Source organism: Thiomonas sp. SCN 64-16 (assembly GCF_001725585.1).
GTDB classification, from domain to species: Bacteria; Pseudomonadota; Gammaproteobacteria; order Burkholderiales; family Burkholderiaceae_C; genus Thiomonas; species Thiomonas arsenitoxydans.
The window spans coordinates 34,043-56,563 of the sequence record NZ_MEGQ01000020.1 but is presented as its reverse complement, the minus strand read 5'-3'; the positions used below and the strand labels follow the sequence as shown (position 1 = coordinate 56,563).

At 66.1% G+C, this 22,521-nt stretch carries 15 protein-coding genes; 8 read left to right on the top strand and 7 right to left on the bottom strand.

What is annotated here, in order from left to right; genetic code table 11:
* Positions 1-5 precede the first annotated feature (5 nt).
* The 3 genes from ABT24_RS07175 to ABT24_RS07165 form a co-directional block, all read right to left on the bottom strand.
* Positions 6-938: a transcription factor jumonji JmjC domain-containing protein gene (locus tag ABT24_RS07175; RefSeq protein WP_276730306.1), complete on the bottom strand. Its 933-nt coding sequence runs from the start codon at positions 936-938 to the stop codon at positions 6-8.
* A 104-nt stretch (positions 939-1,042) separates the two neighbouring features.
* On the bottom strand, positions 1,043-3,163 hold the full coding sequence (gene mnmC1 / locus ABT24_RS07170) for an FAD-dependent 5-carboxymethylaminomethyl-2-thiouridine(34) oxidoreductase MnmC1 (protein ID WP_276730308.1): 2,121 nt from the start codon (positions 3,161-3,163) through the stop codon (positions 1,043-1,045).
* A complete protein-coding gene (locus ABT24_RS07165; RefSeq protein WP_276730311.1) occupies positions 3,160-3,780 on the bottom strand; it encodes a 5-formyltetrahydrofolate cyclo-ligase in 621 nt (206 codons plus the stop codon). The genes mnmC1 and ABT24_RS07165 overlap by 4 nt, the downstream gene beginning before the upstream one ends.
* Before the next feature lie 22 nt (positions 3,781-3,802).
* Here ABT24_RS07165 and ABT24_RS07160 point away from each other — a divergent pair, with 22 nt between their 5' ends.
* The 5 genes from ABT24_RS07160 to ABT24_RS07140 all read left to right on the top strand — a co-directional run bounded on the left by ABT24_RS07160 (position 3,803) and on the right by ABT24_RS07140 (position 11,684).
* The gene (locus ABT24_RS07160; protein WP_276730314.1) at positions 3,803-5,902 is read left to right on the top strand and encodes a lytic transglycosylase domain-containing protein; all 2,100 of its coding nucleotides are present in this window, start codon (positions 3,803-3,805) and stop codon (positions 5,900-5,902) included.
* Positions 5,903-6,031: 129 nt separating this feature from the next.
* Positions 6,032-7,024 (top strand): complex I NDUFA9 subunit family protein, encoded by a 993-nt coding sequence (locus ABT24_RS07155; RefSeq protein ID WP_276730317.1) that lies wholly within the window; start codon positions 6,032-6,034, stop codon positions 7,022-7,024.
* A gap of 117 nt (positions 7,025-7,141) precedes the next feature.
* Positions 7,142-7,801 (top strand): glutathione S-transferase family protein, encoded by a 660-nt coding sequence (locus tag ABT24_RS07150; protein WP_276730322.1) that lies wholly within the window; start codon positions 7,142-7,144, stop codon positions 7,799-7,801.
* A 93-nt stretch (positions 7,802-7,894) separates the two neighbouring features.
* Entirely contained in the window at positions 7,895-9,904 is a 2,010-nt protein-coding gene (locus tag ABT24_RS07145; protein ID WP_276730325.1) for an ATP-dependent helicase, read from the top strand.
* A 109-nt stretch (positions 9,905-10,013) separates the two neighbouring features.
* Positions 10,014-11,684, top strand: a complete 1,671-nt coding sequence (locus ABT24_RS07140; protein ID WP_276730327.1) for a long-chain-fatty-acid--CoA ligase — start codon at positions 10,014-10,016, stop codon at positions 11,682-11,684.
* A 106-nt stretch (positions 11,685-11,790) separates the two neighbouring features.
* Here the strand turns inward: ABT24_RS07140 and ABT24_RS07135 are convergent, their stop codons facing one another.
* On the bottom strand, positions 11,791-14,313 hold the full coding sequence (locus ABT24_RS07135) for a sensor domain-containing protein (RefSeq protein WP_276730330.1): 2,523 nt from the start codon (positions 14,311-14,313) through the stop codon (positions 11,791-11,793).
* Between the two features lie 1,065 nt (positions 14,314-15,378).
* Between ABT24_RS07135 and ABT24_RS07130 the strand changes: the two genes are divergently transcribed.
* Positions 15,379-16,647 carry a multifunctional CCA addition/repair protein gene (locus ABT24_RS07130; RefSeq protein ID WP_276730332.1) on the top strand — a complete coding sequence of 423 codons (1,269 nt, stop codon included), beginning with the start codon at positions 15,379-15,381 and terminating at the stop codon, positions 16,645-16,647.
* A 5-nt stretch (positions 16,648-16,652) separates the two neighbouring features.
* Positions 16,653-19,016 carry a thioredoxin domain-containing protein gene (locus ABT24_RS07125; protein ID WP_276730335.1) on the top strand — a complete coding sequence of 788 codons (2,364 nt, stop codon included), beginning with the start codon at positions 16,653-16,655 and terminating at the stop codon, positions 19,014-19,016.
* 55 nt (positions 19,017-19,071) lie between these two features.
* Here the strand turns inward: ABT24_RS07125 and ABT24_RS07120 are convergent, their stop codons facing one another.
* A complete protein-coding gene (locus ABT24_RS07120; protein ID WP_276730337.1) occupies positions 19,072-19,530 on the bottom strand; it encodes a LapA family protein in 459 nt (152 codons plus the stop codon).
* 120 nt (positions 19,531-19,650) lie between these two features.
* Between ABT24_RS07120 and ABT24_RS07115 the strand changes: the two genes are divergently transcribed.
* Complete coding sequence (locus tag ABT24_RS07115) at positions 19,651-20,682, top strand: isocitrate/isopropylmalate dehydrogenase family protein (protein WP_276730339.1); 1,032 nt, start codon at positions 19,651-19,653, stop codon at positions 20,680-20,682.
* Positions 20,683-20,715: 33 nt separating this feature from the next.
* Here ABT24_RS07115 and ABT24_RS07110 read toward each other — a convergent pair whose 3' ends face one another.
* Together ABT24_RS07110 and ABT24_RS07105 are read right to left on the bottom strand one after the other, a co-directional pair.
* Entirely contained in the window at positions 20,716-21,147 is a 432-nt protein-coding gene (locus tag ABT24_RS07110) for a sulfide dehydrogenase (protein WP_276730342.1), read from the bottom strand.
* 15 nt (positions 21,148-21,162) lie between these two features.
* Positions 21,163-22,440, bottom strand: a complete 1,278-nt coding sequence (locus ABT24_RS07105; RefSeq protein ID WP_276730344.1) for a molybdopterin-dependent oxidoreductase — start codon at positions 22,438-22,440, stop codon at positions 21,163-21,165.
* Positions 22,441-22,521: the final 81 nt, after the last annotated feature.

Here is a 22,521-nt window from a genome sequence, read left to right as displayed (position 1 = left end):
TTGCGTCAATGTTCGGCGTGCTGCAGCGGGTGGCGCAGGCGCTGCAGGGCGTGCAAGGAACCGGCTTTGGCGCCGTCGACCCAGGCGCTTTCACCCACGGGTTTGGGGTTTTGCAGGCCAATGCGGCGCAGGCGGGCATTGAATTGATGCGCGGCGGTGTGGCGGTCGGACTGCCGGGTGCGGAAGGTGAAGGCCAGCGAGACGGACAGGTTGGAATGCGTCCACACCCGATGCGGCGCGATGAAAGGGTGATGCAAACCCAGGCCAGGCCGCAGCGAGAAGTGCAGGGCGCGCTGCTCGAACTCCGGTTTGTAGGGCGGCCGCGTGCCCTCGTAGGCCAGCAGCCGGTCTTTCTGCGCCGGGCTCATGATGAGCGGGTCGGTCTGACTCCACAGATCGGCGGTCTTTTCGCCGCGAATCTGCAGCAGAAAATTCATCTCCCGATCCATGTGATACGGCGTAACGGCGCCTTGCGCCGAGATGAACACATAGGTCGAGTACCAGGTGATGTGCGGGTCGAGCGGGTGCGTGTGCGCGGTGATCTCCGCCAGCAAGCTCTCGATCTGCGGCCGGTAAATCGCATCCTGCTCGGGGTTGCTGATGCAGATATAGCCGTGCAAGGGCTCGAAGTGCGTCAGCAAATGGTCGAGCGTCAGCTCCGTATCCGTGCGGACAAAAGAGGCTTCGAAGTCGGCATCGGGCGCAATGTCGCCGCGGCGGAACGACACCTTGTTGGCCGGATGGCGGCGGGCCAAATCGAACAAAGGTTCGATGTCGAACATCGGGTGCTGGTTCAGCCGATGCTGCAGCAGAAAAGGGTGGCGGTTGTAGTGGCTTTGCATTTGCGCCGGGTCGAACTGCAGCCAGCCTTCGCTGTCTTGTTGCCCGCGTTGCAGCAGGCGGGCGTACTGCTCGGCACTGACGAATTCACCCAGCATGAAAGCCTCCCGGGAGTAGAGAAAGTGTTTTGTCGCACTTTACAAACGCACCGGGGCGTTGTCCATCCGGGGCGCCACGAGGGGGCTCTGGCTCAATCAGGCGGCTACGTTTGTGCGTGGCGCAGGCGCCGCAAGGCCGTGCGGGCGGGGTCGATGCTGTCGGCCAGGTCGGTTTCGAGGGGCAGCGGCGTGCCTTCGATCTGGGCAAGCAGGGTTTCGGCCAGCAGCGGGGCAAGGGTGAGGCCGCGCGAGCCCATGCCCGTGCACACGACCAAGCCCGGCAGGCGGGGGAGTTCGTGCAATTGTTTGCCGGCGGCGCGCTGGGGGTCGGCCAGCAGCGGCGCGAGATCGGCGACGGGGCCGCAGTAGGGCAGACGGTCGGTGCTGGCTGCGCGCGTGCCGACAAAGTGGCGCAGCGCGGCAGTGTGTTCGGGCAGGGGCGGCGAGGCGGTGAGCGCGCTCAGGCCCGCGCGGTTGTGCGCCCAGGCTTGTTCGGGGGTGAGGGGCTGGTCTTCGGTTTCAAAGGTAGCGCCGATCAACAGCCAGTCTTGCTCGCCAGACTCTTGCAGCAGGCGCGCCGCCGCGCGCGGCAGGCGCAGCACATAACCGCTACCCATCCACGGCTGCGCAAGCCCTTGCAGCGCGGGCCAGAGGCGGGCGGGCAGCGCCTGCGCCTGGCCGCGCAAGGGGTGCAGGGGCAGCCAGTCGGGGCTGGGAATCAGCCCGCTGGCGGCCAGCAGCGCCGGGGTTTGCAGCGCGCTCGCGAGGACCACCAGCGGCGCGTGGGCTAGCGCTTGCCCGGCGGCGTCGAGCACGCGCCAAGTGCTGCCGTCGCGTTGCAGCCGAGCCGCCTGGGTGTTGCAGCGCAGGGTGATGCGCGGGGAGTCGAGCCAAGCCGCGCACAGGGCCTGATTGGCGAGCACGGCGCTGTCCACTTGCCAGCCGACTTCGTTCCATTGCGCCATTTCGGCGGGCAGGTGCACGCTTGAGCGCCAGTCTTGCATGCGCTTTTCGTCGGCGGCGTCGGCGGGGGTGAGGGTGGCCGGACCGAATTGCGCGAGGTCGCCCGAATCGGGTAGCAGCGCGCGGCGCAATGCGGCCATGCCGACGCGGGTGAGGCGCGAGAGCAGGTTGTCGTCTGCCGAGGGCTGAAAATGCGCCAGACCTGCGGGCATGGCCGAGCCGCCGCCCGCGGGGTGCGGGCCGGATTCGAGGACTTCGACCGTCCAGCCGCGCTGCGCCAAGGCATGGGCGCAGGCGGCGCCGCTGAGACCGGCGCCGATGACCACGGCATGCCGCGGCAGCGCTGCGGGCCAGGGTGCGGGCAGGGTGTGGCGGGTGCGCTTCCAGCAGGGGTTGAAGGTGGCTTGCAGGCGCTGCCGCTTGCCGCCCCAGCCGGGTTGCAGTTCGATGGTGAAGCCGGCCTGCTCCAGTCCTTTTTGCACGGCATGCGCCACGGTGTAGCTGGCCGCGCGGGCGCCGGGCTTGACCAGGCGGGCGAGGGCGCGGAAGAGCTCGGGCGTCCACATGGCGGGGTTGCGCGCGGGCGCGAAGCCGTCGAGGTAGAGCGCGTCGGCGGCCAGCTTGAGTTTGGGCGCGAGTTCGGCGGCATCGCCAAAGGCCAGCAGCAGATGCACCCCGCCGCCGGACTGCTCCAAGGCGGGCAACTCCCCCTCCCAAGCTCCCCCACGAGGTGGGGGAGGCGTGGTTACTCCCTCTCCACTTGTGGGGAGGGTTGGGGTGGGGATGGGTTCCCCGGCGGGCAGCGCAGCCGGAGCGTGGGGGGCGTCCAGCCTGTTCGCATCAAGAAGGATGCGGTGCAGACCGCGTACCGGAGCGGGCCATTGCGCGGCCAGTTCCACGGCGAGCGCTTGCAATTCGGGCGGGGCATGGCGCAGCAGATCGGCGGCGCGCACCGGGTGAAGTTCCAGGCTGACGTAGTCGAGCCGGGCGCAGCGCTGCGGGTCGGCGCGCCACGCCGCCCAGGTGGCGAGAAAGTTCACCCCGAGACCGAAGCCGGTTTCCAGCACGGTGAACTGCTCGCGGCCCGCCCAGCGCGGCGGGGTGTCGAGCAGGCCGCAGCCCTGCAGGTAAACGCCGCGCGCCTGTCCGAGCGCGCCGGCGCGGCTGGCGTAGATGTCGCCGTAGCGCGGGCTGGACGCCTGGCCGCTGGCGTCGCGGGCGACTTCGGCGTATTCCAGCAGCGGATCGACCTTGGGCTTCAATCGACCAGGGTGAGCGAGAGCGCGTCCAGGCCGTACAGGCCGTCTTCGGTCAGCACCAAGTCCATGAGCTGGTCGTGCGGCTGCATGTCGAGCTGGTGCAGCTCGCAGCAGGCATAGCTCAGGCCCACGGTGTAAACCTCTTCGCGCCCGGCCAGGTAGCGGTCGTAATAGCCACCGCCATAGCCCAGACGCAGCCCGACGTCGGCAAAGCCCACGCAGGGGACGAGCAGGGTGGTGGGGTTTAGCACGGCCTCGCCCGTGGGTTCGGCGATGCCGTAGGGGCCAGGACGCAGCGGCTCGCCCGGCGCCCAAGCGAAGAAGGTCATTTCCTTGGTGGCTTCATTGACACGGGGCAGGGCGAGGGTGCATTCCGGGTGCGCCGCCAGCCATTGGGTGACGGCAGGCATGGGGTCGAACTCGCCGCGGGTGGCGCGGTAGGCGCCGAGGGTTTCGGGCTCCAGGGCGTCGAGCACCTGCAGCAGGCGCTCGGTCAGCTCGGCATCGCGGCGTTCCAGGTCGGGCAGGGCCTGGCGTTTGGCGATCAGTTCGCGCCGCAGATTGGGGCGCAATTGCTGATCGGTCTCTGGGGACAATGGGTCGTACAGGGGCGGGTTCACGGTAAGCTGACGTCCTATGAGAATGAATCGGTTGTTGCCGCTTATTTTGCGCCGCTTCGCGCGTTGTTTCGGCGTGCTGGGTCTGAGTGTGCTCACACCGCTGGCGATGGCGCAGTCTGCGCCCATCGCCGCCCGTGCGGCGGCGCCCGCTGCGCAGGCCAGCGTGAGTGCGGCGCCGGTGGTCATGCCGGCCATGCCCGTCATTCCGCTCGATCAGGCGCAGTTGCTGCTGGCCGCGCAAAAGGCCTCGCAGCGCGGCGACCCGCAGCCCGCGCTCGATGCCCTGCGGCAACTCAAGGGCACGCTGCTCGAACCCTGGGTGGCTTACTGGGCGATCAAGCCCACGCTCTCCGAAGCCACGCAAGCCGATTTCGACGCCTTCGCCCGCGCCTATCCGCACACTTATGTGCTCGACCGTCTGCGCAACGACTGGCTGTTAGAGCTGGGCAAGCGCGAAGACTGGACCGATTTCAACCGCGTCTATCCGCACTTCATCATGCGCGACGACCCGCAGGTGCAGTGCTACGACCTGCAGAGCCAGTTCGTCACCCAGCATGCCGACGTGACGGCGCAGGTGTTCAAGCTGTGGATGGATCAGCGCTATGGCGGCGTGGGCTGCAACAGTGCGGCCAGCGCGCTGCTGCAAGACGGCGCCATGCCGCGCGAAATGCTGTGGCAGCGTATGCGCCGGTTTTACGAAGACGGCCGCGCCAAGCAGGCGCGCGATCTGCTCGCGCCCTTTCTGCCGACGGGGAGCTGGCGCATTCTGGCGCAGACCGACGCCGACGCAGTGCGCTACCTGCTGGGTGTGGTGCGGCGGGGGCCGTCTGCGGCGATCGCCAACGCCGATCAGCGGCAATATCTGGTGCTGGCGCTGCTGAGCATGGCGCGGCAAGATCCAGGGCAGGCCGCACGCCTGCTGCAAGACAATTTCTCCGCGCTGCCCGCGCGAGACCGGGCCCAGATCTGGGGACGCATCGGTCTGTCGGCCGCGCTCAATTTGCAACCCGAAGCCGCCCGCTGGTATGCCCGCATGGGCCAGGCCGATCCGGCCTTTGTGCCTTCGACCACGGTGCTCGAATGGCAGGTGCGCGCCGCGCTGCGCGCGCAAGACTGGCCGCTGGTGCGCAGCGCCACGCGCACGCTGATCGATCAGGGCGACAAAGATCTGTCTTGGCGCTACTGGCACGCCCGCGCGCTCGAAAAACTCGGCCACCCGATCGAGGGCCGCGCGCTGCTGGCCGAGGTGGCGAATCCCTGGGATTTTTACGGCCAGCTCGCCACCGACGCGCTGGGCATGAAGGTCAGCCTGCCGGCTTCCCTGCCCCCGGCGCCATTGTCGGTCGTTGCGCAGCAAGCGGCGCGGCCGGGGCTGCAGCGCTCGCTGGCCTTGTTCAGCATCGACCTGCGCAATGAGGCCGTGCGCGAATGGAATTTTTCCCTACGCGGGCTCGACAACCAGCAAATGCAGGGCGCAGCCGAACTGGCCTGCCAGCAACAGCTCTGGGATCGCTGCATCAACACCAGCGAACGGGTGACTGGCGGGGTGGATATTGCCCAGCGCTACGCCATGCCTTACCGTGAAGCCATCGCCAAAGCCTCTGCGGCCGAAGACGTGAACGAGGCTTTTCTCTACGGCCTGATCCGGCAGGAGTCGCGCTTTATCGCCAACATCAAGTCGTGGGTGGGCGCTTCGGGGCTGATGCAACTCATGCCGGCCACCGCCAAACTGGTGGCGCGCAAAATCGGCCTGACCGATTACAGCCACGACCAGATCGCCGACGTGGGGGTGAATGTGCAACTCGGCAGCGCCTACCTCGGCGGGCTGCTGCAGCAGTTCGATGGCTCCGAGGCGCTGGCCGCCGCGGGCTACAACGCCGGGCCGGGGCGGCCGCTGCGCTGGCGCAATATGGGCCTGCCCGATCAGCCGCTGCTGCCCGGCGCCATCTTCGCCGAAAACATACCCATTCCCGAAACCCGCGATTACGTCAAACGCGTGCTGGCCAACGCCACGGTGTACGCCGCCATCCTCAGCGGCAAGCCGCAGTCGCTCAAAGCCAGACTGGGCGATGTGGGCTCGCCCGACGCCATGCTGGCGAGCAATCAAGGCAATCGGCCCTGAGCAATCCGCACTGAGCGCCCCCACGTTTCCTTGAGCGGCAACACGGGGTGCCGGGGCTTGATGCGGCGCATTCCCCTTCCGGCGGGGTTCTGGCACACTTTGCCCTGTCGCGATCTTTCAGGAACTCTCATGCAGCAGCAGAACATTCTCGTCATCGGCGGCAGCGGTTTCATTGGCAGCCGCCTGGTCAACGCCCTGTCGCTGGCCAATCATTTCGTCACCGTACCCACCCGCCGCCGTCAGCGCGCCCGTCATCTGGTGCAACTGCCGCTGGTCGATGTGGTCGAGATCGATGTGCATGATGACGCCAAGCTGGCCAAACTGGTGGCCGGGCGCGACGCCGTGGTCAACCTCGTGGGCATTCTGCAAGGCAGGCGCGGCCAGCCCTACGGGGCCGACTTCGCCCGCGCGCATGTCGATTTGCCGCGCCGCATCGCCGCCGCCTGCGCGCAGCAGGGCGTGCGCCGCGTGGTGCACATGAGCGCGCTCGGGGCCGATTCCAACGGGCCGTCGATGTATCTGCGCTCCAAAGGCGACGGCGAGGCGGCGCTCAAGGCGCAGGCCGGGATCGACCTCACTATTTTTCGGCCCTCGGTGGTGTTCGGCCCCGAAGACAACTTTCTCAATACCTTCGCCAAGCTGCAGCGGGTGTTTCCGGTCGTGCCGCTGGCCGGGGCGAAGACCCGTTTTGCCCCGGTGTATGTCGGCGACGTGGTCACGGCTTTTGCCAGCAGCCTCGTGGGCCCGCAGGCGCGTGAAACCCTCGGCCAGACTTACGAACTTTGTGGCCCGGGCACCTATACCTTGGCCGAACTGGTGCGGCTTTCCGGCCAGTGGGCGCGGGTGGGCGGCGGCAGAGGGCGCAGCATCATCCCCCTGCCTGATGCGCTGGGGCGGTTGCAGGCGCTGATGATGGAACTCGCCCCGGGCGAGCCGGTGATGAGCCGTGACAACCTCGACTCGATGAAGGTCGACAGTGTATGCAGCGGGGCCCTGCCCGGCTTCGCGCCGGAGCTCGGCGTGCCGCACCCCGAGTCTTTGGAGGCCATCGCACCCACCTACCTCGACCCGAAGTATCAGGAGTCGGAATACGGGCCGATGCGGGCGACTGCGGGGCGCTGATTTTCCAAGGGCATCCACCATGCGCCGGCCGCATGGCGGCCATGCGAAAAAACGGTTTGGAAAGCGCGGGGCCGGGCGGGACAATGGCGGCCTTTCTCTCCCGCGCGAAGGTCCGTCATGTTCATCCTGCACATCGGCAACAAAAATTATTCGTCCTGGTCCATGCGCTCCTGGGTGGCGATGACCGCGTTTGGCATTCCCTTCGAAGAACGCCAGCACTGGCTCGACACGCCCGAGTTTGCCGCGCAGTTGTCGCCCCTCTCGCCCGTGGCGAAGGTACCGGTGCTCGAAGACGGCGATCTGCGCATCTGGGACTCGCTGGCCATCGGCGAATACTTGGCCGAGCGTTTTCCGGAGCTTGCACTCTGGCCGCGCGACGTGGCCGAGCGGGCGCTGGCTCGCTGCCTGTGCGCCAGCATGCACAGCGGCTTTGGCGCCTTGCGCGAGCACATGGTGATGAACATCGAGGCCGATCTGCCGGGGCGGGGCTGGAATACGGCCGTGCAGCGCGACATCGACCAGATCCTGCGCATGTGGCAAGGCGCGCTGCAGACCAGCGGCGGCCCCTTCCTCTTCGGCGCATTCGGCCTGGTCGATGCGTTCTACGCCCCGGTCTGCATGCGTTTTGTCACCTACCGCCCCACGCTGCCGGACTGGGCCTGGCGTTATGTGCAGGATGTCGCCGCCCATCCGGCGGTGGCCAAGTGGGCCGAGGAGGCACGCGCCGAGCATGTTTTTCTGCCTGCGGATGAACCCTATCGAAGCAAACCCGAGTAGGCCGTTTGAGCATGTGGCCGCAGCAGTCGTCGCGGCTCGATGAGCGGCTCCATGAGCGGCTAGACTCCACCGCTTTGCGTCTTCAACTGCCTCATGCTCAACGCTGCCCAGGAACGTGCCGTCGCCCATCTGTCCGGGCCTTGCCTCGTCATCGCCGGGGCGGGCAGCGGTAAGACGCGGGTCATTACGCACAAGATCGGGCGGCTGCTGCGCGCTGGGCTTGAGCCCGATCAGATCGCGGCCATCACCTTCACCAACAAGGCGGCAGCCGAAATGCGTGAGCGTGCGGCGCAACTGGTGGACAAGCGCGGCGTGGCCAGCAAGCTCGCCATCTCCACCTTCCACGCTTTGGGCGTGCGCATGTTGCGCGAAAGCGGGCAGGCGCTGGGGCTCAAGCCGAAGTTCTCCATCCTCGCGGCCGACGACGTCACCGGCCTGTTGCGCGATGCCGGGGCCACCACCGATAACGCCCAGGCGCGGCGCTGGCAGTGGACCATCAGCTTGTGGAAAAACGCCATGCTCACGCCCGAAGCGGCGGCGCGCGTGGCCGAGAACGACGACGAGCGCGTGGCGGCCAAGGTTTACGCGCGTTATGCCGACATGCTGCAGGCCTATCAGGCGGTCGATTTCGACGACCTGATCTGGCTGCCCGTCACCCTGTTGCAGCAGCATGCTGACGTGCGCGAGCACTGGCAGAACAAGCTGCGCTATCTGCTGGTGGACGAATACCAGGACACCAACGCCGCGCAGTACGACCTGCTGCGTCTGCTGGTGGGCGACAAAGGGCGATTTACCGCAGTGGGCGACGACGACCAGAGCATCTACGGCTGGCGCGGCGCCACGCTGGACAATCTGCGCCGCCTGCAGACCGACTGGCCCACGCTCGAAGTCATCAAGCTGGAGCAGAACTACCGCTCGACCAACGCCATTCTGCGCGCGGCCAACGCCATCATTCAGAGCAACCCCAAGCTCTACCCCAAGAGTCTGTGGAGCGAGCATGGCGAGGGCGAGGCGGTGGAGGTGCGCGCGGCGCAGAATGAAGACGAAGAGGCGCAGATGGTGGCCGCGCGCATCCAGGCGCTGCGCAGCGGGCGCAATGCCGAACTGGCGCACATCGCCGTGCTCTACCGCGCCAATCACCAGTCGCGTCCGCTGGAGCAGGCGCTACGCCGCGCCAACATTCCCTATGTGGTCAGCGGCGGGCAGAGCTTTTTCGACCGCGCCGAGATCAACGACGTCTGCGCCTATCTGCGGCTGCTGGCCAACCCGGACGACGATCCCGCCTTTTTGCGCGCCGTCACCACGCCGCGCCGGGGTATCGGGCCGCAAACCCTGGCGGCGCTGAGCACCTTCGCCGGGCAGTGGAAAGTGTCGATGTTCGAGGCGCTGTTCCGTGACTCCATGCCTGCCGCGGTGGGCGCGCGCCCCGCCGATCATCTGCGTGAGTTTGGCCGCCTGCTGCACGACATCGAGTGGCGCGCCCGCACCGCCCCGGCCGGCGAGTTGCTGCGCGAGATGCTCGAAACCATCGGCTTTCGCGCCTGGCTGGAAGAGCACAGCGACAACCCACGCGAGGCCGAACAGCGCTGGAAGAACGTGGACGACTTCTGCGGCTGGATCGAGCGCAAGGCCGAAGAAGACAAGGTCGGCCTCACGCAGATCGCCCAGACCATTTCGCTCATCACCCAGTTGCAGGAGCGCGGCGACCAGCGCGACGCCGTGACCCTGTGCACCCTGCACGCCGCCAAAGGACTGGAGTGGCCGCATGTGGTGCTGGCCGGCTGCGAGGAAGGTCTGCTGCCGTTTTTCACCGACGACCGGCCGCTGACCGACTCTACGCTGGAAGAAGAACGCCGCCTGATGTATGTGGGCGTGACCCGCGCGCGCCAGACCCTGGTGCTGAGTTGGTGCCAGAAACGCAAGCAGGGGCGCGGCGCGGCGGGACGCAGCCCCAGCCGCTTCATCGGGGAAATGCAGACCGGGCAGCCCAAGACCAGCAACAAGGACGCCGCCATGGCGCGCATCGCCGCCCTGCGCAGCCGACTGGGCGCGGCGGCGGCCGAGGAAAGCGCTGCCGCTGCTGAGGCTGAAGCGAAAACTTGATCAGGGCGCAGCCCCTAGCCGAATCGCCCCGAATCGGCTATGTTCTCGAAATCGAACGGGCGTGCTTTTTTCCGTTGCGCTGCATTCAAAACAAAGCAGGAGACAGTTCATGGAGCGGATCTGGCTGGCGAACTATCCCGCAGGCGTGCCTGCGGACATCGACCCGGACATTTTTTCCAATGTTGGAGCGCTGCTGGGGCGCAGCTTCAAGGCCTACGCCGAGCGCCCCGCTTACGCCTTCATGGGGCACAAGACGACTTACGCGCAGTGGGAGGCGCAAAGCACGGCGTTGGCGGCTTATCTGCAATCGCTGGGGCTGCACAAGGGCGACCGCGTGGCGATCATGATGCCCAATGTGCCGCAATATCCGGTGGCGGTCGCCGCGGTGCTGCGCGCCGGGCTGGTGGTGGTCAACGTCAACCCGCTCTACACCCCGCGCGAACTCGAACACCAGCTCAAGGACAGCGGGGCGGTGGCCATCGTCATCCTCGAAAACTTCGCCCATACCCTGCAGCAGGTCATCGACCGCACCGCGGTGCGTCACGTGATCGTGGCGAATATGGGCGAAACCCTGGGTTTTCCGCTGGGCGTCATCGTCAACTATGTGGTGCGGCACAAAAAGCGGCTGGTGCCGCGCTGGTCGCTGCCGGGCCATGTGGCCTGGAAGGCGGCGCTCGGTCAAGGGTCTGGCTTGTCCTTCAGTCCGCCGCAGGTGGGGGCGGAAGACGTGGCCCTGCTGCAATACACCGGAGGCACCACCGGCGTGGCCAAGGGCGCCACGCTCACTCACCGCAATATCGTCGCCAACATCGTGCAGTCCGCCGCCTGGTATGCCCCGGCGCTGGGCAAGCTGCCTGCTGGAAAGCAACTCAACACCATCTGCGCGCTGCCGCTCTATCACATCTTCGCCTTCACCGTGATCATGATGCTCAGCGCCCACGAGGGCGGCATGATGATTCTCATCCCCAACCCGCGCGACTTACCGGCCACGCTGAAGGAACTGGCGAAGTACGAGGTGCACTCTTTCCCGGCGGTGAACACGTTGTTCAACGGCCTGCTCAACCACCCGGACTTCGACACGGTGAACTGGAAGGCGTTGAAAATGTGCCTGGGCGGCGGCATGGCGGTGCAGGAGGCCGTGGCCAAGCGCTGGCTGGAGCGCACCGGCTGCCCCATTTGCGAGGGCTACGGCCTGTCTGAAACCTCGCCCTCGGCCATCTGCAACCCCACCGATACCGACCGCTACAGCGGCACCATCGGTATGCCGATTCCGTCCACCGAGTTGCAACTGGTGGACGACAACGGCCGCGAAGTCGCGCCCGGCCTGCCCGGTGAAATCGCCTTGCGCGGGCCGCAGGTGATGCGCGGCTACTGGAACCGCCCGGAAGAATCCGCCAGCACCTTTACCGCCGACGGCTTTTTACGCACCGGCGATATCGGCGAGATCGATGCGCGGGGCTTCGTGAAAATCATCGACCGCAAGAAGGACATGATTCTGGTGTCGGGCTTCAACGTCTATCCCAACGAGATCGAGGGCGTGGCGGTGATGCATCCCGGCGTGCTCGAAGCCGCCGCGGTAGGCGTGCCTGACGCGAATTCCGGCGAGGCGGTCAAGCTGTTCGTGGTGAAAAAAGATCCGGCGCTGACTGAAGCGCAACTGCGCGATTTCCTGCATGAGCAACTCACCGGCTACAAGCGGCCCAAGTTCATCGAGTTCCGCGGCGAACTGCCCAAGACGCCGGTCGGCAAGATTCTGCGGCGGGAGCTGCGGCCGGAGTAGGAGCCCCCACGCTTCGGCTTCGCCTGCGCTGCCCCCCGAGGGGGCTGCCGCCGCCTTGGGGCGGCCCTGCGGCGGCGGCGTGTTCCTGTCCTGGGTGTGGCGGGCGTCAGTGGGTTTGCTGGGTGCGCAGGTCGCGCAGCAGGTTCAGGGTCTGCTGCAGATTGAGGGCGCGGGAGAATACCCAGCCCTGAATCATCGGGCAGCCCGCGCGCTCCATCCACAGCAGGTCGGCGACGGTTTCCACGCCCTCGGCCACCACTTCCAGGTTGAGGGTCTTGGCCATGGTGAGGGTGGCGCGGGCGATGGCGGCTTTGAAGCGGTCGGTGCTCACGCCCGAGGCAATGGCGCGGTCGATCTTGATCTGCGACACCGGCAGGCGGGTGAGATAGCCGAGGTTGGAATAGCCCACGCCGAAGTCGTCGAGCGAGAGTTGCACGCCCATCTGGCGGAATTGCTCGAACACCGAGAGCAGGTCGGGGTTATGCTCGATTTCCACGTTTTCGGTGAGTTCGAGTACCAGCTTGTCGCGTGGCACGTCGAAACTGGCCGCCATGTCGAAGATGCAGGACACGCAGGCGTTCACATGCAGTTGTCGCGGCGACACGTTGTAGGCCATGGTGCCGGTGAAGCCTTGTTCCTTGCGCAGGCGCGCGAAGCCCTCCAGGGCGACGGACATCATCACCGGGCCGAAGCTGTCGAGCAGGCCGCAGTCGGCCAGAATGGTGATGAACTCGTCGGGCTGCACGCGCTCGCCGTTGCCGCGCGTCCAACGCGCCAGGGCCTCGACCCCAGCGATCTCGTAGGCGCCGCGCAGGATCTCCAGCGTAGCGGAGTCGTCGTGCAGCAGCACGTTTTGCTTGCGTGACCAAATGGGCTGGAAATGCACCTCGAAGCGCCGGTTGGCAATGGCCGCGCGCAGCTCTTCTTCCAGTTGCGAGCGGCGTTCGATGCGCGACTGCAACGCCACCGAGAACGACTCCACGCGATTGCGCCCCAGCATCTTGGACTCATGCATCGCCGCATCCGCGCGGCCCAGCAGTTCGGCCGTGGTGCGGCCGTGCTGCGGGAACACCGCTACCCCGATGCTCGCGGTGGTCTGCAGGGTGCGCTCGGCATGGTGCATGGGCTCGCCGAGCGACTGCTGCACCAGCATGGCCATGCGCAGGGCCTGCGCGGCGTCATGCGCGTCGCGGGCCAGGATGAGGAATTCGTCGCCGCCAAAGCGCGCGGCGGTGTTGTTAGGCCGGGCGAGCTGCACCAGGCGCTGCGCGGTTTCCACCAGGACCTTGTCGCCGACGGCGTGGCCCAGCGCGTCGTTGATCAGCTTGAAACGGTCGAGGTCGATGAAGAGCACCGCGAAGCTCTGCCCCGGCGGGGTGACGGCAATAGCGTCTTCCACATGCTTTTCGAACAGGGTGCGGTTGGCCAGGCCGGTGAGCGTATCGCGATAGGCGGCGAGTTCGAGTTTTTCTTCGGCTTGGTGCGCCTTGGTGACGTCGCGCACCACGCCGCGGTAACCCTGAAACAGACCGAGATGGTCGATCATCGGCGAGGCGTCGATACGCCACCATAGCAAGGCCTGATCCGGCCCGAGGCGGAATGGCACGATGAGATCGCGCACCTCTTCATGTTCTTCCATGAGAAAGCGCAACTGCGCCCATTCCGGTGAAAACTCCTGCCCCGGATAGAGCGAATTGAGGTTGTGCCCCACCAGATTGAGCGTTGCCAGAGGAGACTCGCTAGCGCGGCGCGAGCTGCGGGTGATGTAGATCAGGACATCGTTGGGGTCGGACTCCCAGAACCACTCGCTCGACAACTCCGCCAGCATGCGAAAGCGGCTCTCGCTGCGCTGCAGCCGGGTCTGCGTTTGCCGCAACTCGGTGATATCCCAGGTCAGGCCGAAGATGCGCGTGGCGACGCCATCGGGCCCGCGCTCGCGCACCATGCCGTGGTTCATGGTGGTCACTGTGCTGCCGTCCACGCGGATGAAGCGGGTCTCGACCGTCTGCACAAAACCATCGGGGGCACTGATGCGCGCAATCGCCTGTTCCAGCGCGGGCAGATCGGCTGGCGCCACATGGCCCATCCATTCCGGAATGGTGAAGGTCTTGGGCTCATGCCGGTGCGCCTCGTCGAGCCAGTTCTGCTCGGCGTGCAATTGCCCGGTCTGCAGATCGAGTTCCCAGACGGTCAGCCCCGGACTGGTGCGCAGCAGGTCGAGCGAGGTGTCGCTGGCATGCAGTCGGGTGGTGTCCTGCATGAAGCAGAAATAGCCGAGTACCGCGCCTTGTTCACCTGGCGGAAAAGGCACCAGCCGCACCCGCAGCCATCTTTTCGCCTGGCGTCCTGCGTGATGCCCCTGGCGTTCGTACTGCGCGATCTCGCCGCGCAGCACGGCGGCAATGTGTTGCGTGAAGGTGACCAGCGTTTCATGCGGAACCAAGGCATCCAGCGACTTGCCCAGCAGTTCCGCCGGGGTCTTGCCCAGCCAGTTCGCATACGCCGTATTGCAATACAACAAGTGGCTGTGCGCATCGAAACAAGCGGCCATCAGCGGCAAATGCTCCGCCCACTGTGCAATGTCCTCGCACCAGGAGTCGGCAACTCGCGCTTGTGTTTCTTGCCCCATATGCCGGGATGTTCCTGCAGAAAAATGAAGAGGAACGGTCACTATTCAATACGAATTTCGATGACCGGGCTCATATCGCTGTTTGTCGTTGTTTGCGACTTTGTAAAGTCTAAGCGAAGCAGCGTAGCAGCGGTAAGCTGCGGAGGATTTGGCGAAATGTGTCAATTTTTGAAACGCCGGAAAAATTGGCTGTTCGAAAGTTGGACAATTTCATCCACATCGCCGCCAAGCAGGAGGGTTGGGCGATTCAGTTCATTGAAAAACATAATCGGAGGGGGTATGAAAAACGTGATGTGGAACTACCGGCATGTGGCCGTGTTGGGCCTGGTGGCGCTTCTGGCGGGGTGTGGTGGGGGTGGGGGTGGAGGATCGACCGCAGCGCAGTGCACGGCTGATTGCACGACGGTTAACGTCACGCAGAAAGACGGTAGCCCGGTACCGAATGTCTTCCCCACGGCCATCAATCCCAATAACGGCCAAGTATGCGCTTCGTCGAGCGATGCAACATCCAGTGGCGGTTCCGCCGAGTTGTCGCTGAGCAACTGCGGTGGTTCCACAGCGATCGTGACGGCTCCTGTGGGAGGGGGCACGGTCGTTGGTACATGCAGTCCAGGTACGACAACCTTAACCGCTCCCTACGCGGGAACCTGGACGGCGAAATACAACTCGTCGTTGACGACCGGAGACTACGGTACATGCACCGTCATTTTGAACACCAACGGCGTCATCGTGGATAAAGATGGCAATGCGGTGATAAGTTCGTCGGCATCGAACTGTGTTTCACAAGTCAGCGCATCGAATAGTTTCACTCTCTGGGGTACCTTGTCTCCAGATGGGAGTTTTAAAGGCTCAACCTCGGCGGGTGCCACCTACACGGGCGCATTCAATATTGGGACAACGACATCTGCTGGCGGTTCCTGGACGAACACAAGCGCTGGTACCAGTGGAACTTGGAGCGCCACACGAACTGCGACTCCGTAGTTTGAGATTGCTCTTGAATCATGCTCTACAGGCCGCCTCGCGCGGCCTGTTTCCATTCTGCCGCGGGCTTTTACACTGACCGGCATGACTTCTTCTGTCGTTCATCCTCCCGGTCGGTCCTTTGTCGTGGGCGGTGCGGTGCGTGATGCCTTGCTGGGGCGTCCGCATGGGGACCGCGACTGGGTGGTGGTGGGGGCTACGGCGCAGCAGATGATCGATGCTGGGTTTCTGCCGGTGGGGCGCGACTTTCCGGTGTTTCTGCATCCGCAAACCCGCGAGGAATACGCCCTGGCGCGCACCGAGCGCAAGACGGCGCCGGGCTATCGGGGCTTTGTCGTGCAGGCGGCGCCCGAGGTCACGCTGGAGGAAGATTTGTTGCGCCGCGACCTCACCATCAACGCCATGGCGCGCGCGGCGGATGGCACGCTTATCGATCCCTACGGCGGCCAACGCGATCTGCAGGCGCGGGTGTTGCGGCATGTCTCGGCGGCGTTTGCGGAAGACCCGGTGCGCATTCTGCGGCTGGCGCGGTTCGCCGCGCGCTTCGGCGATTTTTCCGTCGCCCCCGAAACCATGGACTTGATGCGCCACATGGTGCATGCGGGAGAGGTGGACGCGCTGGTGCCCGAGCGGGTGTGGCAGGAACTGGTGCGCGGCCTGATGGAGCCGCAGCCGCAGCGCCTGTTCGCGGTGCTGCGCGATTGCGGCGCGCTCGCGCGGTTGCTGCCGGAGCTAGACCGCCTGTGGGGCGTGCCGCAGCGGGCCGACTATCACCCCGAGATCGACACCGGCGTGCACGTCATGCTGGTGTTGCAGGCGGCGGTTGCACTCGACGCCCCGCTGGCAGTGCGCTGGGCCTGTCTGATGCACGACCTGGGCAAGGGTACGACCCCGAAGGACGTGCTGCCGCGCCACATTGGCCACGAGCAGCGCAGCGTGGCGCTGGCGGCCGAAGTGGCGCACAGACTGCGTGTGCCCACCGACTGCGCCGAGCTGGCCGCGGTGGTCGCTGCCGAGCACGGCAACATCCACCGCTGCCCGGGGCTGGACGCTGCGGCGACCTTACGTCTGCTGCAGCGCTGCGATGCCTTGCGGCGACCGGAGCGATTCGCGCAGGCGCTGCTGGCCTGCGAAGCCGATCATCGCGGACGCGGCGGCGATTTTCCGCAGCAACCGTATCCGCAACGCGCGCGCCTGCTGGCTGCACTGGATGCGGCGCAGGGCGTGGACGCGGGGGCAATTGCGCAGCAAGTGACGCAATCCGGCGGCAAGGCCACGGCGATTGCGCAGGCGGTGCAGGCCGCACGCGAGCAGGCTGTAGCGCTGCGACTGCCACCCCTTATGGCAGGCTGAACGCGATGGTGTCGCAGCATCATCCATCGGGCCGCATGGGCTGGATCGCGTGGTTGCGCGGCGCGGCGCTTTGCTTCCTTTTCGCCGGGGGCGTGACCGCGCAGGCGGCGTCGCCGCGCACCAATCATCTCGCGGATTCGCACGATCCCTATCTGCTGGAACACGCCCATGACCCGGTGGACTGGTACCCGTGGGGGCCGCAGGCGCTGGACAAGGCGAGGCGCGAGAACAAGCCCATCTATCTGTCCATCGGTTACTCCGCCTGCTACTGGTGCCATGTGGCGCAGCGCGAGCTTTACCGCAACCCGCAGATCGCCGCGTTGATGAACCGCTGGTTCGTCAACGTGCTGGTCGACCGCGAACAGCGGCCCGACATCGACCACATCTACATGCTGGCGCGGCAACTCATGACGCGCGACAGCGGCTGGCCGAACAACGTTTTCCTCACCCCCGATCTGCAGCCGTTCTACATCGGCAGCTACTTCCCGCCCAAGGCCACGGCGCAGCAGGAGGGCTTTCCCACCCTGCTCGCGACCTTGCACAAGAACTGGACGCAGCATCCGGCCGAGGTCAAGCGCATCGCCGCGCAGATCGCGCAGGCCATGCAAGCTGCGGCCATTGCGGGCGATGCCTCGGCGCCGATCGACCCTGCGGCCTGGACGCAGACCGCGCAGACCGAGGCGCTTCACCGCTTCGACACGTTCGACGGCGGCTTCGCCTCAGCCACTTCTGCCGCGCGTTTTCCGCAGCCGCCGCTGCTGGCCTGGCTGTTGGCGTATGGCGGCGCGGGCGAGCCGAAAGCGACGCATGCCGCGGTGTTCACGCTGCAGGCTATGGCGCAGGGCGGGCTGATGGATCAGCTCGGCGGCGGTTTTCGCCGCTACGCCGTCGATCCCGGCTGGTCGGTGCCGCATTTCGAGATGATGCTGGCGGACAACGCGCAGTTGCTCGCGGTCTATGCGCGGGCCTACGCGCAGACCCGGCGGCCCGACCTGCGCTGGACGGCGCAGCGCACTGCAGGCTTTTTGTTGCGCGATCTGCGCCTGCCCCAGGGCGTGTTCGCCACGGCCATCGCCGCCGAAACCGGCGGGGTGGAAGGCGCCACCGATCTGTGGACGACGGCGCAGATCGACGGCGTGCTCGGCCCGTGGCAGGCGCAGGCGTGGTTTGCGCTCTACGCGCTGACGCCCGTGCACCCGGGAAGCGAATCCGGCGTGCTGCGCCAGCGGCGCGACGTGGCCGAGCACCTGCTGCAGCAGGGGCAGTGGGTCGCGCGGCTGGAACAACTCGCGCCGCAGCGCCGCGCCCTGCTGGCCGCGCGCAACCATCGCCCCCAGCCACGGCGCGACGACAAGATCGTCACCGCCGACAACGCGATGGCCATCCGCGCGCTGGCTCAGGCGGGACAGGTGCTGGACGACCGCGCGCTGACTGAGGCCGCCGTGCGCGCGGCCGACTGGGAGTGGCAGCACGCCTGGAAGGCGCATCAGCGTCTGCTGGTGCATCAATGGGCGGGCGGGCACGTCGGTAATCCCGGTTTTCTCGACGATTACGCCGAGCTTGCCCGCGCCTATCTCACCCTCGCCAGTGTGCAGCACGATGCGCGCTGGAGCCAGCGCGCCAGCGATCTGGCCGCGGCCATGCTGCAGCGGTTTGCCGCGCCAGATGGCAGCCTGCGTTCGGCGCCCACATCCGATGCCTTGCCCTTCCCCACGCCCTTGCAGGGCGATGTGCATCGGCCTTCGGGGCAGAGCGCGGCCATTGCCGTGCTGGTCGAACTGGCGCAGCGCACCGGGCAGGCGCATTGGGCTGATGCGGCGCGCCGCGCGCTGCGGCCCCTGGCGCTGCAAGTGCAGGCGCGCCCGCTCGATTGGCCCGATCTGTTGCAGACGCTGGGTAGTGTTGCGGGGCGAGCGGTGTTTGCGTCGCCGCAGCAGATAGCTCGCATCCGGCCTGCAGACTGCTCGGGTCTGCCGCAAGGCGCGTGTTCCTCCGATCAGGTCCAAGTGAAATGGTCGGCGAGCGACCGGCTGCAATTGCACATCGCACCGGGGTTTCACATCAACGCGAACCCGGCTTCCGAGCCGAATCTGATCGCCGCCACCGTGCTGGTTGGCGGCCAGCCGCTGCCGGGGGTGCGCTATCCGCCGCCGCTGCTGTTTCGTCCGGCTTTCGCACCTCAGGGCATTGCTGTGTGGGAAGGGCGGGTGACGTTGGATCTACCCGCCCTGACGCCCGCTCAGCGTGCCGCGCTGGCGCTGCGGGTGCAGGCCTGTAATGCCACAACCTGTCTGGCGCCTAGCGTGATGCCAATCTCCGCGCCGACATCCTCCCCACCCCAGCCCTCCCCACAAATGGGGAGGGAGTAGCGCGCCAGTTTTTACTCATCATCCACGCAGTGGGGGAGGTTGGGAGGGGGAGTGGTCACCCCATCAGCCGCGGCGTGCCCGTGCGTTGCAGGCGGTCGTCGATTTCGCCCAGAGCGGCGCTCAGGCCGTTGGCATTGGCCTCGATGGCGCTGCGCAATTCGCGGTCGAGTTGGTCGATGCGGGCCAGCAGCTTGTCCATGTCGGTGCTGTGCAACTGGCGCAACTCGTCGAAGCGGGAGGCTTCGGCCTTGTCGGCCAGTTCGCGCTGGGCCTTGAGCTCCTTGGCGACGCGGCGCGATTCGCTCATCATCCCGGCCTGTAGCACCACGATGTAAATCAGGAACACCGCCGCCAGCGCCACGATGAGCCCGAGCATGATCAGCCCCAGCGGCGCCTTCGCCGTGGTGAAGCCCAGCGATAGTTCGGTGGGCGCCATCAGCACGCTCCAGTTCAGTGCGGAAAAGATGGCGATGAGCACGATCACCAGGATGACCAGGCCGCTGCGCAAATTCATGTTCGCTCCCTTGTTGTCGAATGCGTTCGCTACAGTTTAGGGTCTACACCCGCCCTAGCAATCATGCGTTGCGGCACGCACCTTGCTTGCTGAATCAGCGCCCCATCAACGGAGACTTCGATGACCCCCAGCATTCCCGCCACCCTGATCGCCGGAGACGGCATCGGCCCCGAAATCATGGAGGCCACCCTGGCCGCGCTCGACGCGCTGGGCGATCCCTTCGACTGGGACGCGCAGGTGGCGGGCCTGGGCGGGGTGAAGACCGCGGGCGATCCGCTGCCCGCGGCTACCCTGGCCAGCATCCGCACCACGCGACTGGCGCTCAAGGGGCCGCTGGAAACGCCCTCGGGCGGCGGCTATCGCTCCAGCAATGTGCGCCTGCGCGAGGCCTTCAAGCTCTACGCCAATATGCGCCCGACCAAGACGCTGATTCCCGGCGGGCGCTATGACAACATCGATTTGCTGGTGTTTCGTGAGAACGTCGAAGGCCTGTATATGGGCTACGAGCACTACATCCCGATCGACGGCGACCCGCACGCCGTGGCTATTGCCACCGGGGTGAACACGCGGCAGGGCGCGCGCAACATCCTCGACTACACCTTCCGCACCGCCATCGCGCTGGGGCGCAAAAAGGTCACGGTGGTGCACAAGGCCAACATCATGAAGGCGCTCACCGGCATCTTTCTAGAAACGGCCTATATGCTGCACAAGGAGAAGTACGCCGACCAGATCGCGCTCGACGACGTGATCGTCGATGCCTGCTGCATGAAGCTGGTGATCAACCCGTGGCAGTTCGACACCCTGGTGACCACCAATCTGTTCGGCGACATTCTGTCGGATCTGGCCGCAGGGCTGGTGGGTGGACTGGGCATGGCGCCCGGCGCCAACATCGGGGAAGATGCAGCCATTTTCGAGGCGGTGCATGGCTCTGCGCCTGACATCGCGGGCAAGGGCATCGCCAACCCCATCGCATTGATGCTGGCCGCTGCCCTCATGCTCGACCATGTCGATCTGCACGACAAAGCCAACCGCCTGCGTCAGGCGATTTCCGACACGCTGAATGTCGACAACATCCGCACCGGCGATCTGGGTGGGCGGGCCAATACCCAGCGCTTTACCGACGCCATCGTCAGCCGCATCAAGAACGGCTGACGACGCGCGGTAACGCGCAGTCCAACTGCACTTTCACTCCTTGCGGGTTTCTGGCGTGTAGTGCGTCTGCAGGTAGGTGATGATTTCCTTGGCCGTCGCTTCCTGGATGGGCGCGCCGAAAGCCTTGATCATCTTGTGCACCTCGGCTTCCCACGTCGCCGCGGGCAGCGGGGGCTGCTGGGTGATGTAGGTCACGCTGTGGCACATGCTGCAGTTGCCCAGCGTGGCGTCGCGCCCGGGCCCTGCGGCCAGCTCTGCGGTGTATGTGGGCCACTTGCCCACCCGATACACCGCGCCATTGCCCGGCTGCACGCGCCCAGGCTGCAGTTCCGAGCCCAGCGGGCCAGTGGCATAGTCGCCGGCGCTCAGCAGTCCGGGACGCGGGGTTTCGGCCAGTGCCGATGGCAGGGCCAGGGTCAACAACGCCAGCCCAGTGGCGGCAGCGAGGGTGAGGGTTTTTTGCATGGCGTGTCCTTTCGATCAGGCGTCGAGCACCAGCACTTGTTGGCGCTCGATCTTGTTCCACAAATAGCCGCCGGGGTTCCACACCCCGCTGTCGGGCTGCACGTGCCCGGCGGTGTCGGTGGCGCGCACCGCCAGCGTCTGCAAGCCGGGTAGATCGGGCTTCCACGCCAGTTCAAACTCGCGGAACGAATAGCGGCCGAGATCGCGCCCGAGCTTGGCCGCTTTCCAGGTCTGGCCGCCGTCGGTCGACACCTCGACCTTGCGGATGCCGCCCATGCCGCTGAAGGCAATGCCGCGGATCACCGTGGACAGGCCGTGTACCACGGGGGCGCTGTCGTCCGGGTCGATGATGAAGGAGCGCACCGGCATGTTCACATGACCGATGGGCACCAGCTTGACCTTGCCCGCTTTGAGTTCTTCCGGCGTGGTGCTGCCGTTGGGGGTGTCCGGAATCTGATAGGCCGGGTACATCCAGAAGTTGGTGTCCGGCGTGGTGAGCGCGCGGATGTGGGTGAGGTGCTTGGTCCAGTACGTGGCGAACTTGCCCGGCATGACCAGCCGCACCGGAAAGCCGTTGAGCATGGGCAGCGGCTCGCCGTTCATGGCGTAGGCGATGATGGCTTCATCGAGAATGGGCTCGTGTACGTCCCACGACTTGAGAAAGCGGTGCGATCCTTTGCCCTCGGGGCCCGGTCCGTGGTCGAGACCTTCGAACTGTATCTGCACCGTGCCCTTTTCGATACCGGCGCGGGCCAGCACGTCGCGCAGGCGCACGCCCGTCCACATGGCATTGCCCATCGCGCCGTTGCCCCACTGCCCGCCGGGCACGCGCGGCTGAAAGTAGCTACGAGAATTGCCCGAGCATTGGTTCACCGCGGCAATGTCCACGCTGCGGAACTCGCGCAAGAGCTGATCGAAACTGAACTGCAGCGGCCTCTTGAAGTTGCCGGTGAGTTCCAGACGCCAGGTCTTGAGGTCGATGGCGTTGGGAATGTCGGGCAAGTGATAGCGCACATAGAACGCCTCGTTGGGCGTGATGACGCTGCGGAAATAGGCCCGCGGGGTTTCGAGCTGAATCGGGCGGTCGGTCAGGCGCAGCAGCGGCGACTTCTGCGGGTAGGTCACATACGGCCCCACGCTGTTCCAGAACGGATTGGCGCCAGGTCCGGTGAAGCTTTGCAGCGGGGTTTCGGCCTGTGCTGCGACCACGGCCCAAGCCGGGCGCGCGATCAAAGCCGCAGTGCTCGCGGCGGCCAGCGTCAGCCACTCGCGACGATGCAAGGTGCGATCCATCAAGTTCTCCTCGGGTTGGGCCATCGCGCGATGGGGGGGCGTGGCCGTTGCTTTTGGACACGAATCTAACGTGTCTTCACC

What these genes read in the sequence shown, in the direction of transcription:
- ABT24_RS07105 (WP_276730344.1), bottom strand. Translation starts at nt 22,440, where the DNA reads ATGGATCGCACCTTGCATCGTCGCGAGTGGCTGACGCTGGCCGCCGCG.
- ABT24_RS07115 (WP_276730339.1), top strand. Translation starts at nt 19,651, where the DNA reads ATGACCCCCAGCATTCCCGCCACCCTGATCGCCGGAGACGGCATCGGC.
- ABT24_RS07155 (WP_276730317.1), top strand. Translation starts at nt 6,032, where the DNA reads ATGCAGCAGCAGAACATTCTCGTCATCGGCGGCAGCGGTTTCATTGGC.
- ABT24_RS07175 (WP_276730306.1), bottom strand. Translation starts at nt 938, where the DNA reads ATGCTGGGTGAATTCGTCAGTGCCGAGCAGTACGCCCGCCTGCTGCAA.
- ABT24_RS07160 (WP_276730314.1), top strand. Translation starts at nt 3,803, where the DNA reads ATGAATCGGTTGTTGCCGCTTATTTTGCGCCGCTTCGCGCGTTGTTTC.
- ABT24_RS07110 (WP_276730342.1), bottom strand. Translation starts at nt 21,147, where the DNA reads ATGCAAAAAACCCTCACCCTCGCTGCCGCCACTGGGCTGGCGTTGTTG.
- ABT24_RS07135 (WP_276730330.1), bottom strand. Translation starts at nt 14,313, where the DNA reads ATGGGGCAAGAAACACAAGCGCGAGTTGCCGACTCCTGGTGCGAGGAC.
- ABT24_RS07120 (WP_276730337.1), bottom strand. Translation starts at nt 19,530, where the DNA reads ATGAATTTGCGCAGCGGCCTGGTCATCCTGGTGATCGTGCTCATCGCC.
- ABT24_RS07145 (WP_276730325.1), top strand. Translation starts at nt 7,895, where the DNA reads ATGCTCAACGCTGCCCAGGAACGTGCCGTCGCCCATCTGTCCGGGCCT.
- ABT24_RS07150 (WP_276730322.1), top strand. Translation starts at nt 7,142, where the DNA reads ATGTTCATCCTGCACATCGGCAACAAAAATTATTCGTCCTGGTCCATG.
- ABT24_RS07140 (WP_276730327.1), top strand. Translation starts at nt 10,014, where the DNA reads ATGGAGCGGATCTGGCTGGCGAACTATCCCGCAGGCGTGCCTGCGGAC.
- ABT24_RS07130 (WP_276730332.1), top strand. Translation starts at nt 15,379, where the DNA reads ATGACTTCTTCTGTCGTTCATCCTCCCGGTCGGTCCTTTGTCGTGGGC.
- ABT24_RS07125 (WP_276730335.1), top strand. Translation starts at nt 16,653, where the DNA reads ATGGTGTCGCAGCATCATCCATCGGGCCGCATGGGCTGGATCGCGTGG.